The following is a 16,741-nucleotide window of genomic DNA, read 5'->3' as shown; positions in this document are numbered from 1 at the left end:
TTTGAAAAAATTAATCAATTAAAACGGTTTTATTTTTACCATCTTGTTTTGCACGATAAAGGGCACTGTCTGCACGAGCTATAAAGTCATCAAAACTGTCTTTGTTATGATGAACCGTGACGCCAATGCTAACCGTAACATGTATGGTCTTACCGGAATAAATCAAATGTTTGTGCTCGATTTTTGAGCGAATATTATCAGCAATTTCGAATACTTTATCATAATCACACCGGTTTAACACTACCGCGAATTCTTCTCCTCCGAAGCGATATACTTTATCTCCGGTACGAATAATGGATTTAATACTTTGTGCCAAGAAGTAAAGTACCTTATCTCCTGCAACATGACCATGGGTATCATTGAGGCTTTTAAAATTATCGGCATCAATCATCATAAGGACCACAGGAAGCTGTTTGGACTGACCCGCATCAATAACTTTTTCTAAATCCTCAATAAGCCCTTTGCGATTTGTCACCTGAGTGAGGGGATCGGTTGTTATTTCAGCTGCTGCTTTTTCAAGTTCAATCGTAAGTTCATCGATTTTTGCTTGTGCTTTTTTAAGCTCATTGGACATGTCTTCACCCAAAGTTGTCAGTCCTCCTACAAGATCAGCGCAACGTTCCCCTTGATGAATACTCCCGTGTGTGAGATATTTTGTTTGCATACGAGCGACGTGTGAAATATCGGCATGAGTTTCGACAAATGCAATCACAGAACGCTGAGCAATATCAAGATATTTACCGATTCCATAGTTTAACTGAACAAGAGATTCATCCTCTTTCTTTGCATTTTTAAGGGCTTCATCTGCTTGTTCGATAAAAATTTTATCAAAATAAATTTTGTACTGGCTGGGATAAGGGGCAATATGAAGTGCTCTGAGCATAGCGATCGTTTGATCGTGAATGTCCGTGATCTTATCAAATACCGTATCGTCTGCCATACCATTCTCTTTTTTTCACTATGTTTAATAGTGTTATTATAACATTTTGTATATGTAGTTGTCTTTAACTCTTATAGAAGTGTCATATCAATTTAATATTTTCATTACGCCTAGCTTTTTCAGATAATGCTGGATACAAATAAGTTGTAAAAAAATCGGATGAAGCCTTCTATTATGTTAAGAAAAATCCAAGAAGTAAAGGATTGGCATTTTATACTTCATATTGAAAATGCTATTATTTTTTTCCATAAACTAAGATTCTTCCATATCTCCATCCCCATACAATGAACAATACGATCCATGTGGCAGACGCAATGTCAAAAATCCATGGATGGGTACTTCCGAATGCCGTATCTACGGAAAGGGCAATCCGTGATAAGAGCACAACTTGGGTCCACCAAAACAGGCTAATGGCTAGCGCATCGGCATGTGGTGGTTGTCCGGAATGACCTAATGTAACTCGTGTTCCAAATCCAATCAGCACCGTTGTTAAAAATCCTAACACGAGTAGATGAATTCCCATAAATAGCAATGAAATTCCATAGACAGTTTCAAGGATTTGTGCACATGCGCCGATAAACAGTCCGATCGGCAGCCAAAACAAAGCTAGATGAAGTACCCATACAATGGCCGGTGAACGGAAGAGGGGGAGCTTCCAACGCAAAAATTCTTTTAACAAATAGAGGGAAAGAAATATACTTACAATTGCTTCTGCTAGCGAAAATGCAAAAACACTGAAAAGTGTTTTGAGAACGAATAGGACAAATACGATGCTTACAAACCGGGGTGTTCTGGACTCTATGGAGTGGCTGAAAAATGGGATCATCCGCTGTGCTACGGAAAAGGTGAGAAAAATCAAAAAGAGATTGACAATAACGGGACTGATGAGCGATAACCATTCATACGATACCCCCAGAAACCTAATTCCAAACGCGATAATCCACAGAGTGTGTGCCGCAATACCGATACCGTGTGCAACAAGTATCCAATAGGGGTCTTGTTTGAGAGGTGATTGACCGATTTTATAGACCCAATGCAGCGTAAATAGCGCCATAGCATGGGCAAATAAAACTCCAATCATAGCAATCAAAACGATCCACGATGAGGTCAGAGCACCTATGAAAAAAGCCGCCGCACTTAGCTGATACAGCCAGACAATTCTGACATAGACATCCCGAGGTATCGCCATACTGGTACAAAAGCGCGGAAAGGTCGTAAATAAAAATCCGTGAAACAACTGGGCAAAAACGATAAAGGCAAGGGTATAGAGGTGAAACTCATTCTCGGGAATACTGAGGATTATTATTCCCTTATGAGAGAGGATAAATAGAACCATAGACAATATTGCCCAAAGGAGACCGAAGAGAAAAAATGGCTGATGAGGCTGGGATAAGAAATAGCTCTTTGGTTTTACAGGGGGGTGAGTTGAAAAGGTAATCATGATTTTATCCTTATAAATATATAAGAGTATAGCGCGATGGAAAGAAGAGAGGATTGATATAAATCAAGAATATGGAAGAAAAAAGTAAAGATAAATAATTACTACTTAAAGGTTGAATTAAAAAAATTCAGGTACTATTTCAATTACTACCTTATGGTGGAATAATAAAAAGGGGTTGAAATGACTGAACGTATTACTAAAAATATGGCCAGAAATATCTACTTTGGTGGAGGGCTCTTCGCCATTTTGGTATTTACAGGGCTTACTTTTGATACTGTAAAGCAAATTCCAAAATTAAGTCATGATGACAAAATTACCGAGTCCGTTGCTCTTGGAAAAAAAGTATGGGAGAACAACAACTGTGTCGGTTGTCATACCATAATGGGTGAAGGCGCTTATTATGCTCCGGAGCTTGGAAATTCATTTCAACGTTTAGGTGGAGGAGATGAAGCAGTATTTAAAACCTATCTGGCAAGTTGGATGGCGGCACAACCGCTAGAAGCTCCAGGTAGAAGAAAAATGCCACAGTTTCATTTAACGCCGGAACAAGTAAATAATCTTGCAGACTTTTTGATTTGGACCTCTCGTGTCAACAATCAAGAGTGGCCACCAAACATTAAAGGATAAGGAGAGTCTATGAAATATTCATCTCAAATGGTCGCAAAACCATATTTTATTTTTGCACTTATTCTCCTGGCTGGAGAGATTGTTTTTGGTCTTGCCATGGGAACACAATACCTCTTTGGGGATTTTTTATTTCCGGCGATTCCGTTTAATGTATTGCGCATGGTTCATACGAACTTGCTGATTGTCCTTTTGTTGTTCGGATTTATGGGTGCGACGTATTACCTGATTCCCGAAGAGAGCGAACGGGAACTTTGGAGCCCGATGCTGGCAAAACTCACGTTTTGGATTTTTGCAGCAGCAGGGGTAGCAACTATCCTCGGCTATCTATTGGTCCCGTATGCCACATTGGCTGAGTCACTGGCAAACAGCTTTTGGCCGACCATGGGACGTGAGTTTTTGGAACAGCCGACACTTACCAAGGTTGGTATTGTTGTTGTTGTACTCTCGTATATTTTAAACGTCACGATGACGGTTATCAAAGGTCGTAAAACGACGATTTCGGTCATTTTATTGACGGGGCTGTTTGGATTGGCATTTTTCTTTTTGTTTGCCTTTTATGTTCCGACGAATCTTTCTATGGATAAATTTTTCTGGTGGTTCGTTGTCCATTTATGGGTTGAGGGGACGTGGGAACTTATTTTAGGTGCTCTTTTAGCGTTTGTTCTTATTAAAACAACGGGAGTTGACCGTGAGCACATTGATAAATGGCTTTATTTGATTATTGCGATGACACTCATCTCCGGACTTGCGGGAACAGGGCATCACTTTTTCTATATCGGTACTCCGGGTTATTGGTTGTGGATCGGATCGATCGCCTCTGCTGCAGAGCCTATCCCGTTTTTCTTGATGATCCTTTTTGCCTACAATATGGCGAAAAATCGCCGTATCCAGCATGACAATAAAATTGCTTTGACATGGGCAAAAGGAACCGCCGTAGTGGGCTTTTTGGGAGCAGGCGTTTGGGGCTTTTTGCACACACTTGCACCAGTTAACTTTTATACACACGGTACGCAATTGACCGCTGCACACGGACATCTTGCCTTTTTCGGTGCGTATGTAATGATCTGTTTCACGATGATTTCGTATGCGATGCCAATCCTTCGTGGACGACCTCATGGAAATGGACCGAAGTCGCAAAAAGTGGAACTCGCCAGTTTTTGGATGATGGTACTCGGTATGATCGGTCTAACCTTGGCATTAACCGTTGCAGGTATTATGCAAATTGAGATGCAACGTCTTCCTGACGCGGCTCATGCGTTAGGCTTTATGGAAACACAAGCGGCTATTTCTAAAGTTTATATGGTTCGTTTAGCCTTTGGGGTAATGGTTCTCTTGGGACTGTTGACCTATTTTTACAGTTTCTTTGTCAAAGAAGAGAAAGTGTACGCGTAATGGATGAAAAAGTCGGTAAGTTCTGGGATCACTATGTCACCCAAAAAGCGTCTCGTCTTTTTAAAGAGGAGACCGTTGTATTTGCGGACATTGCCAAAGGATTAAAACTCTTTTATCACCTCTTAGGGGGTGAAAAAGCCAAAGAGCTTCATGTTACCGACAAAAGATCGATTAAAACCTCACGAACACTGCTTGAAAAAATATCAGGAACCGGTAAAACCTTTTTTCTTGTCTGGCAAGATGAAAAAGGGCTTTACCTTCCTGCCTCTTTAGCCTATTTTCCTCTCAAAGCACACAATGAAATGCACTATTATTGGTTAATCGCTATGTTGGCCAACGTGAATATCAAAGCTAAGAATATAGAGCACGAGAATACCAATGCAGCCAATGGTCTCATTGAAACATACGCTGGATTTAGCGAATTTTATGCCTATGCAGACTCGTTTTTAATGCGTAGCTATCCTGAATTATCCACGATTGAATCTTCATTCGAAGACTCATCAGCGGATACTTATCCCAATCCTTTGTGGATTTATCCTTCTCTTTCTACCTCTGGCAAGCTCCTGAATACAGAGGATGAAGAGGACGTTGAAAGACAAAACGACGAACCGCGCAAGAGTGAAACCTTGCAAATGAAGAAAAAAAGCGAACAGATCGATGATAAAAAAGAGACGGACGGACTTCTCCTCTTTTTGCCCGAATCGATTCTGAGTTTTATGGAGCAAGTGCGGGTTGATCGGCAGGAAAACGACAGTTTTGATGAAGATGCCCTCTATAATGCCGAAGATTTAGATGAGATAACGCTGGGACAAAAAGATGCCAACCTATCCGCACGAATTAAAATGGATTTAGACATCTCGGCAAATAGCGTTGAAGAGTATCCGTTGGGCAAAGGGCATTTTCTCGATGAATGGGATTACAAGAAAGAGGTCTATCTCAAAAACTATGTCTGTATAAAACCCATGATTTCCCCCCATACCGAACCCATTGAATTGCCTAAGCGGCTGCAAAAAATGATGCGCCGTATCCAGAGTGAACTCGATTTAATGGAACTCGATAGGATCAAAAGAGATAACCTTCCTTATGGTGATGAGATCAACATCGATACATGGATCGATTACAAAGGACACCAAAACCGCTCCAATCATCCGCAGCGATTTTTCGAGACGTTTGAGCGAAAGACGAGAGATATGTCCACCTTGATATTGGCGGATGTTTCCCTCTCCACCGAAGCGGGAATCACCCAAGAGATACGAGTTATCGACATGATACAAGATGCCCTGATGGTCTTCTCCGAATCGTTGCACCGTCTTCAAGATCGGTTTGCCATCTATACCTTTTCATCGATCAAAAACACGAAAGTCAACTTTCATATCATTAAAAATTTCAAAGAGAGCTACAGCGACAACGTTCGCGGTCGTATTCATGCCATTAAACCGGGGTATTACACCCGTATGGGGGCCGGTATACGTGAAAGCGCCAAGATTTTAGAGAAACAGCAAAGTGCCAACAAGCTTCTTCTGATTCTCAGCGACGGAAAGCCTAATGATGTTGATCGCTACGACGGACGATACGGGATTGAAGATACGAAAAAAGCGATCGAAGAGGTGAAACAAAAAGGGATCACGCCATTTTGCATTACGATCGATATCGATGCGAAAGAGTACCTCCCTTATCTTTTCGGACGAAACTCCTATGCCGTGATCCGTGATGCCAAAAAACTCCCCAAAGTGTTACCCGAAATCTACATGAATTTGACCAAATAAAAGGAAATGACTATGTCTAAAATGTACTATGTGCCTCAAGGCAATGAAATCGAGCTTTTCAAAGCGGCGGCGGGGATGAATCTCCCTGTGTTGATCAAAGGACCTACGGGCTGCGGTAAAACACGCTTTATCGAAGCGATGGGCGAAGAGTTGGGGCGTGACGTTTACACCGTGGTGTGTCATGATGATCTCAGCGCCGCCGATTTAGTCGGTCGCCACCTCATCGATGAAAACGGAACCTACTGGCAAGACGGACCATTGACGAAGGCGGTGCGCAACGGCGGTATCTGCTATCTGGACGAGATTATTGAAGCGCGGAAAGACACGACGGTCGTTTTACACTCCCTCGCTGATTATCGACGGGTTCTACCGATAGATCGTACCGGGGAAGTGATCGCTGCCCATCCCGATTTCATGCTCGTTGTTTCCTATAATCCGGGGTATCAGAATGTGTTAAAGGGGATGAAACCCAGTACCAAACAACGCTTTATTTCGCTTAGTTTTGATTATCCTGCGCCCGAAATTGAGAAACAAATTCTCCTTAAAGAGAGTGGTGTGCAGGATCCGATAGCCCAAAAACTGGTAGCTATTGCGGGTGAAATCCGCCGACTAAGCGACAGCGATATCCAAGAAGCGGTATCGACACGATTGCTCATTTATGCCGGAAAATTAATTGCCCACGGATTTGATCCCTATCAGGCATGCATCCATTCGATTGTCGAATCGCTTAGTGATGAAGAGGACGTACTCGAAGTGCTTAAAACGCTGATATCACTTCATTTTCCCCAAAGTTCAAATGCCTAAAACTCTCTCCATAAAAGAGCCCTACCCACCGGGTGATTTTGCGATATGGATTATTGTCTATGTGGAATTACTCACCTTTGGTGTTTTATTTATAGGGTACGCATTTTCTCGCAGAATTCATCTGCAACTATTTAATGACTCTCAACTCCTACTCAACAAGAATATAGGAGTTGTCAATACGTTTCTTTTGATCACGAGCAGTTTTTTTATCGTAAAAGCCATTCAAAAAATCAAAAATATGACGTACGAGAGCCGTTATGAAGCAAGTACTATCGCTTCAAAATGGCTTTTGTCCGCTATGCTCTTTGGGATACTTTTTCTGGTTTTAAAGCTAACAGAATTTTCCCATATATTTAGTCAAGGAATTACCCTCAGTACCAATATCTTCTTTATGTTCTATCTATTATTGACTATGTTCCATTTTATGCATGTTTTTTTGGGTGTCATAATTTTGTTTAATTTGTATCAAAAAACAAAAAAACAAGGGTACAACCGTGAGGATCACAGAGGCCTTGAAACAGGTGCTATTTACTGGCATTTGGTGGATTTACTGTGGATTGTTCTTTTCCCATTAGTGTATATTCTACGATAGGAGTTGTTACTATGAAAATGATGACAGAAAGAGTTTGGGCTATTTTGATATTACTTACCGCTTTTGCATTTTTCGTAGGATACTTAAACCTGATAAATACATTTTTAGTTTTCGTTTTGTTGATAAGTACGTTTATCAAAGGGCAACTGGTAATTGATTATTTTATGGGTTTAAAAGAGGTTGAACTTAGATACAGAATAATACCAACAGTTTGGCTTACTGTTGTATTATTTACAGTTGCTATGACATATTATTTACCATTGCAAAAATTATAATTTTGTCTCTTTATTATTGACAAGAGAGGCTAGGGTAGTGGTTGTAAGCATTGTTTCAATCATCTCTTTTGGCATTGCCCACTGATCGTGCAGGGCGCAAGGATTGGAAGCATCACATTTTTCAAATCCTAGAATACAGCGCTCGGACTCAAGTGGTTCCCCAATTGCCTCGAGAATGTCGCATAAATGGATGGTTTCAGCACTTTTTGCAAGGCTTAGTCCTCCATCCCGTCCTCTAGAGGCATTGACAAGTCCCTTTTTAACCAATTCGGTCATCATTTTGGTAAGATATTTGTAAGGAAGATCTAATTTCTGATGCAATACATTTACAGAGTGAGAGGTTGATGGGTATCGGTGCAGATAGGACAATACCCGGATGGCATATTCGGTAGTTTTCGAAAAATGCATCACCTGTCCTTCTATTGTAATTAGGGTATTTTAGCAAAGTTTTCTTTGGATAATATATTTGTCTACTTTATGGTAGTATTATATAAAAATTAAGCAAAAAAGAGTATTGAATGCAAGACCCATGTTATTTTCCGATGGTTATGGATATTCGAGAAAAAGCATTTCTCCTAGTGGGGGGAGGGGTTATAGCATGCGAAAAATTTAGCCGTATACGCGAATGGACAAATAACATTTCTATAGTGGCGTTGGAAATATCTGATTCTATGCAGAAGATGGCTGACGAAAGCAGTGTCAAAATAGAGCATAGAGCATTTGCTATGAGTGATTTGGATTCCATCGATATTGTGATTGTTGCGGTAAATGATTTGGGACTGCAGCGCGATATTTTTTATGAAGCAACTCGCAGAAAAATCTTATGTAATGCTGTTGATTTGGCAGAATATTGTCATTTTATATTCCCGTCTGTTATCCGGAAAGGGGATTTGATTGTAGCAATTTCGACGTCAGGTGCATCACCTGCTTTTGCTAAATATTTACGACGATTTTTTGAGAAACTCATTCCTCTTGATATTGGAAATTTTTTGGCAGTAATGCGAGATAAGAGAGCAACCATGCCCAAAGGAAAAGATCGAATGCAGTTTCTTGACATAGAAGCACAAAGTTATATGAAGCAGATGGCTGAATATGCTAAAAAAACGTTAAATACATGAAAATTTCATTGAAAAAAATATATTAGGATAAAGTTCTTCCTCTAAAGGGTAATTCCCATGCATATATATCGTGAGTAAAATATTTGATTCGTATTTTCTTGTATTCATGCAAAGATGTGAGAACGAAGTGATCACGTGCATCTAACTCTGCATCCATTTTCTTAATTATTAATCCCAATTCTTCATTTGAAGAGGCATGGATCATAGTAAAAAGATTATAATTCCATCCCTTGAATTTTGGTCGTAAATAACAATGTGATACAGCAGAGAATTCAGCGGCTTTTGTGCCAATGGTTTCGGCTACGGCATCGTCAGTATCCCAAACAACCATTGCATTAGCAATAAAGCCTGCATTTCTGTGGTTAAGGATAGTGGCATACCGACGCATATATCCACCACGTGAGAGATCGTCTATACATGCGAAAAAGAGGGAATAATCAATCCCTAAAAAGTCAATCATTGGTGCAAATGGTTCGGCACAGGGGGTTAAATCTTCTTGTATTTGAGCCATGATTTGATAGTGTAATGCACTGAGCTCGATGGGGACAATCTCTTTTTTGAGCACTTCTTCTTTGAGTTCTTTGGAGTTATTGGTATCGAGTTTGACTGATATCTTAAACATTTTTAATGTCGGAAGAAGCATTGATTGTGTTGCTCTAACTTTGCGTGCGAGTAAATCAACAGTATGTTCCAGGCCTAGTGCTGAATCTGGAGGAACAGCAATCGTAAACCAGAGGTTATAAGCGTGGGCACGTTTATAGTTGTGACTTACTCCCGGATGGGTGCTAATAAATGCGGCTGCATGATCAAGTTCGGCTTCGTCTACCTGGAAAGCGACCAATGATGAGAGATAGCCTAGTCGTTTGGTATCCAAAATTGCTGAGGTTTGACGGATTATCTTTTCTTCTTTGAGTTGCGAGTACAGCTCAATAGCCTCTTCTTCCGTACTATTCAGCCGTGTAGCCAGTTCCAAAAAGGGACGTATACACAGAGGAAATCCTTCTTGGACTACAGCTAAAAAATCACCGCTGTTCATCTTAGACTCCAAACCATTGCAATTGCTCTTGAAGTCCTATTGTTTCACCAACCACCACGATGGCGGGTGAATTCATCACAATGGATGCTTCTACGATGGTTGCAAGGGTTGCGGTAACGCATTTTTGGGTCGGCATGGTTCCGTTTTCGATAATGGCACAAGGGGTTGAGGGCGATGCACCGTTTTTTACCAATGAGGCAATAATTTTTTCCAATCCGTGTAATCCCATAAGGATAACCAGAGTCTCATTTTCACGTAATACCCCTGCATCAAACCCGTGATCTTTTCCGCATTTGTGACATGCGGCTTGATGTCCCGTCATTACCCGAAATGAAGTATTAATCCCTCGATGGGTAAGCGGAATGCCTGCATAGGTAGGAACAGCTATTGCTGAACTTATTCCAGGGATAAATTCAAATGCAATTCCATTTTTAGCAAGAAACAGAGCCTCTTCTCCCCCACGTCCAAACACCAGTGGATCACCTCCTTTTAGACGGACAACTTTGGGATATTTCAACGCATACTCATGGAGCTTGGCATTAATTTCTTCTTGAGGCATGGTGTGACGTCTGTCTTCTTTACCGACATAGATGAGGAGTACTCCCGCTTTGGCTTCCTTTAAAATCTCTTCATTAACAAGGTGATCGTATAAGATTACATCGGCTTGACGAATTGCCCGTCGTGCTTTGATGGTTAAAAGCTCTGGATCACCCGGACCCGCACCTGTAAGATAGACTTTACCGCTCATTTACGCTCCTTTGATGTTTGGTATAAAAAAATACCGGATGGACGTTTGACGGGGACGGATCCTCGTTTTTCCCAGGTTAGCGTATCGAGAATTTGTATCTCATCCGCGGTATTTACGGAGACAAAAAGCTGCGGGTCTACTTCACTCCATCGTACATGTAAGACATTTCCCTCAAATTTAAGAGTTTTTACTATTGTGAATGTTTTGGTATCAATAATCTGAACAATTGGGAAATCTTTACCGCTAAACGTCACCGCCAACCATTTTTTGTCTGGGCTGAGAGATGTGAATACAGGAAGACCTTCAGTTGGGATTCGAGAGAGAAAGTTGAAGTCGTTATCAAATGCCATTATCGCAGATTCGCCTACACTGGGGATAAAAATTGTATGCTCACCGATGCTCCAAAATCCGAAATGGGGAACTTTTAAAACAGGTTTATTTTCTTCTTTATGTATCGGGACTTTTTTATAACTCATTGTGTCCAAATTAACAACACCTATCCACGGAGAGTTAAAAAATCCAACAATATAGAGATTGCTTTTAATCATTGCATCAAAAGGTATCTCTCCGACCGCTTCAAATTTTTTGGTTAAAGAAAAAGAAGGTATTGTTTTTCCGTGAGTAGTATCTTGAAATACCCAAAGCTCATCTTTGTCCATCAGAGCAAATATCATTTTATCTTTATAGGTTTTAATCCCGACATTTTTAGAATCGGTTTGGATGGTTTGTAAAGGTTTGAGATTACGGTCGAGAATTTCAACGGTTTTCGTATCGTAATTGGCAACTGCTACGTAATGAGGCTCTACAACAAAACCGATGGAGCTATGAGCAACTTGATACTCGGCAAGTTTTATGTTCTTTTCGGGGTCAAATTTGATGACATAACCGTCTCGTGTAATAGCATATCCATCCACTCCTTCAAATTTTACAGTGGCATGGTTCATATTGTGCATATTATCTATGCGATCATTGAGCATGCCGTTTTTGATAACTGCCAGAGAGGAGTTCTCACGCTCCACTACAAATAGTTTTTCATTGCCGAACAATGACGTTAAGAGTAAAAGTAAAAAACTTAGAGATTTCATACACTATCCTTGTGAAAAGTTTGATAACACGATGGATCATCCCCGTTTAATATGCCATGTACGGCATAGGCGCGGGCACGAGAACCGCCATTGCAAATACTTAGATACTCACATTCACGACATTGCCCCTTAAGAATTCTTGGGTGAGTGCGCAGTGCGCTAAGGAGTTCATCATTAGGATTGTTCCAGATTGCGCCAAAGGACTTTTCTTTGATGGAGCCAAGGGTCAGGGGGAAAAACGGATCGGGCTTGACATTGCCGTGACTGTCGATATTAACCAGTTTCCGTCCTGCTGAATTTCCTCCCCATTTGAGGAGACGATTATGCAATGCGGAGGAATTCTCTGGGTATCGGAGTGAGAATTCTTTTAAGAGGGCAATCGCATCCATCTCCATATTCCCCGTCACCACTTCGATAGGCTTATGGGTTTCGTAATACTCAAACGCTTTGGATAGGACAAATTTAACCGCATTCATACGTTGTTCTATACCCAAATCCATCGCACGATTTTCAAGACCGCGCCCAGAATAGACCAAATGAGAGATATAGACTTTGGGGATACTCAGTGATTCGGCAAGCTCGAAGATAAAGGGGAGGTCGTCAAGTGTTTGGGTGGTGAGTGTAAATCGGATACCTACACGATCGGAATATTTGAGTAAAAGTTTGATGGCTTCGAGAGAGAGTTTAAATGAGCCCTTCAGACCTCGAAAGTGGTCATGTGTCTCTTCACGACCATCAATACTTACTCCAATATAATCAAATGCGGCGACGATTTTTTCAACATTGCTTTTGTGAATATAGAGTCCATTGGTGGAGAGATAGGTGATGATTCCAAGCTCTCTGGCATAGGTGGCAATTTTAAAAATATCATTGCGGGTCAGCGGTTCTCCCCCTGAAAAGATAATAAATTTGATACCGCTTTGTGCCATCTCTGACATAGTTATGAAAATCTCTTCGGTACTTAATGCATCCGCACTCTCCAATGTCGCTTTGGAATAACAGTGTAAGCACGATAAATTACATCGATTGGTAAGATTCCAAATGGCAATTGTGCCATCAAGAACCCGCTCTTTGCTTCCTAGAAGTGAAGCGCGAATTAAATTTGAAACTCGTAACATAGAACCCTCCAAGCTCTTAATATACTAATATTCTTTCTCAGAGTTGTCTCACTATAAGAGTTGGAGGTCTTGAGAATAATGAGACAACCCCGAGAAAAAATATTATTTAAAACTTTGTATATATTTTGTAATGTCTTGCAACTCTTCGCTCGTAAGGGTAAAGGGTGGCATGGCATTACGGGTGTAACCTAATTGTTTATAGAGAAGATCAGGACGCGTTATCTGTCCTTGTATTTCACTGTTTGTTCGTTTACGGGCAATAGTTTGAAATGAGGGTCCAAAAGCTTCGGCTGTTGGATGATGACACCCCCAGCAGAGCTTCAGAAACAGCACTTCTCCTTTAGTTACGTCATTCGCACCTAAGCTCAGCATGCTTAAGAGAATCGTAAAGGTTCCTATTTTTAACTTATGCACCCGGTATTTCCATCCGGTGTTCAATAGAATAGGTAAAGGTAGGAGTCGTTAGTCCATCGATTTGGGTAATGTATTCACCTGTTTTGGCATTGAAGACCAAAATCCGTCCGCCTGTCCAATCGGAGATGTACATATGTTCACCGTGCATAGCAGGCTCTGCATGCAATAAACGTGGGACAATTGCTTCTCCTTTAGCATTTTTAAGTGCACCTGTTGACCACTCTTTGATGATCTTGTGGGTATTTGGATTGATGAGTTTAATGGTTCCATCACTGTTGGCTTCAATAATTCGATCTACCATTAATGTTTCTTTATTGATTAAATCAATTTTATTATAGTTGGCTTCACCGCCAATGACATTATCAGCCCAAACATAAGGAGTTTTTTCGTTGGTTCCGACAAATAATCCACCCCCTTCAGTATTAATTTGTTTGACAACATTCCATTTATTATCCCAAACGGTTGTTTGACCAAGATTCATATTCACCGTTGCATGCAATTGTCGAGCTAATTTTTCAGAATACCAGCTTGACCCTTGTCCTGGATGAGGTTTGCTGCCCGGACCGGTATACACTTTACCTGCTAACGTTTTAGTTTTAAAGTCTACGATTCCTACGACATCACTCCCTTGAGAAGCGATCATGTAATATCGCCCGATTTCTTCTCCTTCATTCAAGAATGCATCATGTAAAATTTTCCCAATTCCCGGAATATCTCCTACAATGGGGAAATCAGGCTTGGAGTAGTCGATGATATACACATGTCCGGCATCTTTCAGTGCAAAGGCAATGTACGGTCCATAAGGGGTATCCGCAATCGATGCAACACGCGACGTCCCAAGATTTCCATCCATATCAATGACGCTGCTCGTTGGATAAACTTTGAGCGGTTTAAGGGTCATAGCATCAAGTAATACAGCTCCACCAGGCACGTAGTTACCAGCCATAACGTATTTACCATCTGGAGTACACGCCAGCCCACGGCTATCACTACCAACACGAATTTTTGCGATCATTGGTTGCCCTGGAGCATTAAGGTCAAACATATTGACCCAACCATCACGACTGATGTTATACACATACCGAGGAATACGCTTATTCACCACGGTTACGTGCGTTGCAAATCCTGACTCATGTTTCGAAAGAACTTTGTTTGTTGTTCCATCGATAAACCCAACTTTGGAAGCATCACGCTCAGTAAAGATAACAATATCATGAACACTTTTGACATCGGTCGGGGCAGGGTACTTTTTGTACAGCTCTTCACGATCCAGTAGAACTTGATGGGTTGCTGCCACATCATCTAGGGTAAGATTTTTTATTTGTTGATGTTCGTATTTGAGAAGATAATCGACCATTTTATCGGCATCTTCTTTATTCATTTTTCCTTTAAAGGAAGGCATAGCAGTTCCTGCTCGCCCTCCCATAATTGTCTCTACAAGAAAATACGCATTCTTTTTGCCAATTATTTTTGGATCAAGACTGCTTCCCACTCCCCCTTCATGGTTTGGACCATGGCATCCTTGACACTCTTTTTCAAACATTTTGGCAACATCCATTTTGGACTCGCCTGCTATAAGTGGAATGCTTGCCAATAAAGCTCCAGCAAGAGTTATACTTAGAATTTTTTTCATTTCGTTACTCCTTGTCTACAATCTCATTATCAGCGAGAGTTTACTATTAAACTAAAACGGAATGCATTGATGTAGATCAACTTTTTTACATAACGGATATTTGACTTACATCAATACGTTTTTCTTTAAAATCAACTAAAATATAATGAATTTTCATGTATTAAAAGGCTTTGGATGAATACACAGTTAAAGAACATTTTTTTATTCAAACAACTTGAAGAGAATGATCTTACAAAGCTTAGTCACATCAGTAAAATAAAGCGCTACAACGCAGGGGAGATAGTCTTTTATGAAGGAGATCCGTCCGTGAAGCTTTTTATTCTGCTTGAGGGGATACTCAAAGCGTATAAAACGGATATGAAAGGAAATGAAATCGTTTTACATTACTTTTATCCCTATTCAATGGTTGCTGAGATGGCAAATCTTCATCGTATTCCTTTTCCGGCAACGGCTAAATGTGAAACAAATGTTACAGTGGCAGAGATTGATTACTTCGTATTTGAAGAGAATTTTTTAAAAAATCCCCTTATCGCATTTGAAGTCATTAAATCGCTTTCCCAAAAAGTAAAATTTCTTGAGAATATTATTACGACCCATCTGACTCTCGACGCTACTTCTCGCGTTGCAAAATTTTTGTATGACAACGAAAAGTTCTATCTTACATTGAAACATAATAAAATTGCTACGATTCTTAATATGACCCATGAAACGCTTTCTCGAACACTTAGAAAACTTAAAACTCTTGGTCTTATCAGTGATGATGGGAAAAAATTTCAGATCCTAAATAAAGAGGGTTTGTATGAGCTTTTTACATGACTATTTATGAGATTGTGGTTTTATATCGATCAACATACATGTACGTCATGTAAATTAATGTGATTTATAAAAGATATATACCACTATTTAGTAGTATTATTTTATAAATAAAAGTGCTATGAGGTTAATGAAATATGCACCCAATAAAAAAAAGAAATTTTTTCCATTTTACGGAAAGTATGATTGCCGGAGTAGGGGCATTTATAGGTTTGTCCTTAATCGGACTGATTGCCCAAAAAGCTGATACGATGATGATAATTGCTCCTTTTGGTGCAACGGCTGTTCTCCTTTTTAGCGCGCCTGCTAGCCCATTCTCAAAACCATGGAATATTTTTGGTAGTTATTTTATTGCAACAATAATGGGAACGCTTGTGCTTGTGTATACGGATGGCGGATGGTTTTCTATAGGAACTGGGCTGGGGATAACCATCATGCTCATGCATCTCGCTAAAGTGATACATCCTCCGGCGGGTGCCAATTTCTTAATTGTTACTCAGGGGCATTTATCCATTTACCTATTAGAACCGCTTTTACTGGGGTTGCTAACTCTAATAATAATTGCTATTGGAATTGAAAAAATCAAGAAAAAATTTGTGTTGTAGCTAAACGAATTGCGAAAACATGAATATGCGATTTATTCGAAATATAGATTGAACTGAGTTGTCAATTTAGGGGTGATTAGTGTAAAACAATAAGTGTGAAGTTTATGTGATAGTGGGCAAGCAGCGGTAAGGATTCTTATAAACAAGCTTAAGGAGGTCTGTTTTTTTATGAAGTGTTGCTGCCTGCACATTATGCCCCGAAGGGCATGAGAATCTTAGAATTTATAGTCGAGTTGAAGCCAGATTTTGCTGGTATTTGCAGTAAAACCAGAGACATCACCGGCTTTGTAATAGGCGGCTTTAAGTAAGCCGTTAAGCCCTTTGACACCGGGGA

At 40.3% G+C, this 16,741-nt stretch carries 18 protein-coding genes; 9 read left to right on the top strand and 9 right to left on the bottom strand.

What is annotated here, in order from left to right; all coding sequences use genetic code 11:
- Positions 1 to 10: 10 nt before the first annotated feature.
- Both WC407_RS05600 and WC407_RS05595 read right to left on the bottom strand, forming a co-directional pair.
- Complete coding sequence (locus tag WC407_RS05600; protein ID WP_373021616.1) at positions 11 to 940, bottom strand: GGDEF domain-containing protein; 930 nt, start codon at positions 938 to 940, stop codon at positions 11 to 13.
- A 235-nt stretch (positions 941 to 1,175) separates the two neighbouring features.
- Positions 1,176 to 2,381, bottom strand: coding sequence for an NnrS family protein (locus WC407_RS05595; RefSeq protein ID WP_373021615.1), 1,206 nt, complete (start codon positions 2,379 to 2,381; stop codon positions 1,176 to 1,178).
- Positions 2,382 to 2,561: 180 nt separating this feature from the next.
- On the opposite strand from WC407_RS05595, the gene WC407_RS05590 reads away from it, so the two are divergent.
- The 6 genes from WC407_RS05590 to WC407_RS05565 are packed head-to-tail and all read left to right on the top strand — an operon-like array spanning position 2,562 to position 7,837.
- Positions 2,562 to 3,008, top strand: coding sequence for a cytochrome c (locus tag WC407_RS05590; protein WP_373021614.1), 447 nt, complete (start codon positions 2,562 to 2,564; stop codon positions 3,006 to 3,008).
- A 9-nt stretch (positions 3,009 to 3,017) separates the two neighbouring features.
- A complete protein-coding gene (locus WC407_RS05585; RefSeq protein ID WP_373021613.1) occupies positions 3,018 to 4,400 on the top strand; it encodes a cbb3-type cytochrome c oxidase subunit I in 1,383 nt (460 codons plus the stop codon).
- Entirely contained in the window at positions 4,400 to 6,166 is a 1,767-nt protein-coding gene (locus WC407_RS05580; protein ID WP_373021612.1) for a nitric oxide reductase activation protein NorD, read from the top strand. The genes WC407_RS05585 and WC407_RS05580 overlap by 1 nt, the downstream gene beginning before the upstream one ends.
- A 12-nt stretch (positions 6,167 to 6,178) precedes the next feature.
- Positions 6,179 to 6,970 (top strand): CbbQ/NirQ/NorQ/GpvN family protein, encoded by a 792-nt coding sequence (locus WC407_RS05575; protein ID WP_373021611.1) that lies wholly within the window; start codon positions 6,179 to 6,181, stop codon positions 6,968 to 6,970.
- On the top strand, positions 6,963 to 7,562 hold the full coding sequence (locus WC407_RS05570; RefSeq protein WP_373021610.1) for a cytochrome c oxidase subunit 3: 600 nt from the start codon (positions 6,963 to 6,965) through the stop codon (positions 7,560 to 7,562). Before WC407_RS05575 ends, WC407_RS05570 begins: the two co-directional genes overlap by 8 nt.
- Positions 7,563 to 7,573: 11 nt before the next feature.
- Positions 7,574 to 7,837, top strand: coding sequence for a cytochrome C oxidase subunit IV family protein (locus WC407_RS05565; protein WP_373021608.1), 264 nt, complete (start codon positions 7,574 to 7,576; stop codon positions 7,835 to 7,837).
- Here WC407_RS05565 and WC407_RS05560 read toward each other — a convergent pair.
- Positions 7,832 to 8,245 carry an Rrf2 family transcriptional regulator gene (locus tag WC407_RS05560; protein WP_373021607.1) on the bottom strand — a complete coding sequence of 138 codons (414 nt, stop codon included), beginning with the start codon at positions 8,243 to 8,245 and terminating at the stop codon, positions 7,832 to 7,834. The genes WC407_RS05565 and WC407_RS05560 overlap by 6 nt on opposite strands.
- Before the next feature lie 110 nt (positions 8,246 to 8,355).
- On the opposite strand from WC407_RS05560, the gene WC407_RS05555 reads away from it, so the two are divergent.
- Positions 8,356 to 8,955, top strand: coding sequence for a bifunctional precorrin-2 dehydrogenase/sirohydrochlorin ferrochelatase (locus WC407_RS05555; protein WP_373021606.1), 600 nt, complete (start codon positions 8,356 to 8,358; stop codon positions 8,953 to 8,955).
- A 22-nt stretch (positions 8,956 to 8,977) separates the two neighbouring features.
- Here the strand turns inward: WC407_RS05555 and WC407_RS05550 are convergent, their stop codons facing one another.
- The 6 genes from WC407_RS05550 to WC407_RS05525 form a co-directional block, all read right to left on the bottom strand.
- Complete coding sequence (locus tag WC407_RS05550) at positions 8,978 to 9,991, bottom strand: Lrp/AsnC family transcriptional regulator (RefSeq protein WP_373021605.1); 1,014 nt, start codon at positions 9,989 to 9,991, stop codon at positions 8,978 to 8,980.
- A 1-nt stretch (position 9,992) separates the two neighbouring features.
- Positions 9,993 to 10,739, bottom strand: coding sequence for a uroporphyrinogen-III C-methyltransferase (cobA, locus tag WC407_RS05545; RefSeq protein WP_373021604.1), 747 nt, complete (start codon positions 10,737 to 10,739; stop codon positions 9,993 to 9,995).
- A complete protein-coding gene (locus WC407_RS05540; RefSeq protein ID WP_373021603.1) occupies positions 10,736 to 11,824 on the bottom strand; it encodes a cytochrome D1 domain-containing protein in 1,089 nt (362 codons plus the stop codon). The genes cobA and WC407_RS05540 overlap by 4 nt, the downstream gene beginning before the upstream one ends.
- Positions 11,821 to 12,942, bottom strand: coding sequence for a radical SAM protein (locus WC407_RS05535; protein ID WP_373021602.1), 1,122 nt, complete (start codon positions 12,940 to 12,942; stop codon positions 11,821 to 11,823). The genes WC407_RS05540 and WC407_RS05535 overlap by 4 nt, the downstream gene beginning before the upstream one ends.
- Before the next feature lie 102 nt (positions 12,943 to 13,044).
- Positions 13,045 to 13,314: a cytochrome c gene (locus tag WC407_RS05530; protein WP_373021601.1), complete on the bottom strand. Its 270-nt coding sequence runs from the start codon at positions 13,312 to 13,314 to the stop codon at positions 13,045 to 13,047.
- A 34-nt stretch (positions 13,315 to 13,348) separates the two neighbouring features.
- The gene (locus tag WC407_RS05525) at positions 13,349 to 14,989 is read right to left on the bottom strand and encodes a cytochrome D1 domain-containing protein (protein WP_373021600.1); all 1,641 of its coding nucleotides are present in this window, start codon (positions 14,987 to 14,989) and stop codon (positions 13,349 to 13,351) included.
- Positions 14,990 to 15,163: 174 nt separating this feature from the next.
- Here WC407_RS05525 and WC407_RS05520 point away from each other — a divergent pair, with 174 nt between their 5' ends.
- Both WC407_RS05520 and WC407_RS05515 read left to right on the top strand, forming a co-directional pair.
- Positions 15,164 to 15,805 carry a Crp/Fnr family transcriptional regulator gene (locus WC407_RS05520; protein ID WP_373021599.1) on the top strand — a complete coding sequence of 214 codons (642 nt, stop codon included), beginning with the start codon at positions 15,164 to 15,166 and terminating at the stop codon, positions 15,803 to 15,805.
- Between the two features lie 134 nt (positions 15,806 to 15,939).
- On the top strand, positions 15,940 to 16,407 hold the full coding sequence (locus WC407_RS05515) for an HPP family protein (RefSeq protein ID WP_373021598.1): 468 nt from the start codon (positions 15,940 to 15,942) through the stop codon (positions 16,405 to 16,407).
- Positions 16,408 to 16,741 lie beyond the last annotated feature (334 nt).

It is taken from the genome of Sulfuricurvum sp. (genome assembly GCF_041651515.1).
Lineage (GTDB): Bacteria > Campylobacterota > Campylobacteria > Campylobacterales > Sulfurimonadaceae > Sulfuricurvum.
The sequence above is the reverse complement of the archived record's forward strand: the minus strand, read 5'-3'. Positions and strand labels throughout refer to the sequence as shown.

Excerpts from the sequence above, each read along its gene's own strand:
- WC407_RS05600 (WP_373021616.1), bottom strand. The coding sequence starts at position 940 with ATGGCAGACGATACGGTATTTGATAAGATCACGGACATTCACGATCAA.
- WC407_RS05595 (WP_373021615.1), bottom strand. The coding sequence starts at position 2,381 with ATGATTACCTTTTCAACTCACCCCCCTGTAAAACCAAAGAGCTATTTC.
- WC407_RS05590 (WP_373021614.1), top strand. The coding sequence starts at position 2,562 with ATGACTGAACGTATTACTAAAAATATGGCCAGAAATATCTACTTTGGT.
- WC407_RS05585 (WP_373021613.1), top strand. The coding sequence starts at position 3,018 with ATGAAATATTCATCTCAAATGGTCGCAAAACCATATTTTATTTTTGCA.
- WC407_RS05580 (WP_373021612.1), top strand. The coding sequence starts at position 4,400 with ATGGATGAAAAAGTCGGTAAGTTCTGGGATCACTATGTCACCCAAAAA.
- WC407_RS05575 (WP_373021611.1), top strand. The coding sequence starts at position 6,179 with ATGTCTAAAATGTACTATGTGCCTCAAGGCAATGAAATCGAGCTTTTC.
- WC407_RS05570 (WP_373021610.1), top strand. The coding sequence starts at position 6,963 with ATGCCTAAAACTCTCTCCATAAAAGAGCCCTACCCACCGGGTGATTTT.
- WC407_RS05565 (WP_373021608.1), top strand. The coding sequence starts at position 7,574 with ATGAAAATGATGACAGAAAGAGTTTGGGCTATTTTGATATTACTTACC.
- WC407_RS05560 (WP_373021607.1), bottom strand. The coding sequence starts at position 8,245 with ATGCATTTTTCGAAAACTACCGAATATGCCATCCGGGTATTGTCCTAT.
- WC407_RS05555 (WP_373021606.1), top strand. The coding sequence starts at position 8,356 with ATGCAAGACCCATGTTATTTTCCGATGGTTATGGATATTCGAGAAAAA.
- WC407_RS05550 (WP_373021605.1), bottom strand. The coding sequence starts at position 9,991 with ATGAACAGCGGTGATTTTTTAGCTGTAGTCCAAGAAGGATTTCCTCTG.
- cobA (WP_373021604.1), bottom strand. The coding sequence starts at position 10,739 with ATGAGCGGTAAAGTCTATCTTACAGGTGCGGGTCCGGGTGATCCAGAG.
- WC407_RS05540 (WP_373021603.1), bottom strand. The coding sequence starts at position 11,824 with ATGAAATCTCTAAGTTTTTTACTTTTACTCTTAACGTCATTGTTCGGC.
- WC407_RS05535 (WP_373021602.1), bottom strand. The coding sequence starts at position 12,942 with ATGTTACGAGTTTCAAATTTAATTCGCGCTTCACTTCTAGGAAGCAAA.
- WC407_RS05530 (WP_373021601.1), bottom strand. The coding sequence starts at position 13,314 with ATGCTGAGCTTAGGTGCGAATGACGTAACTAAAGGAGAAGTGCTGTTT.
- WC407_RS05525 (WP_373021600.1), bottom strand. The coding sequence starts at position 14,989 with ATGAAAAAAATTCTAAGTATAACTCTTGCTGGAGCTTTATTGGCAAGC.
- WC407_RS05520 (WP_373021599.1), top strand. The coding sequence starts at position 15,164 with ATGAATACACAGTTAAAGAACATTTTTTTATTCAAACAACTTGAAGAG.
- WC407_RS05515 (WP_373021598.1), top strand. The coding sequence starts at position 15,940 with ATGCACCCAATAAAAAAAAGAAATTTTTTCCATTTTACGGAAAGTATG.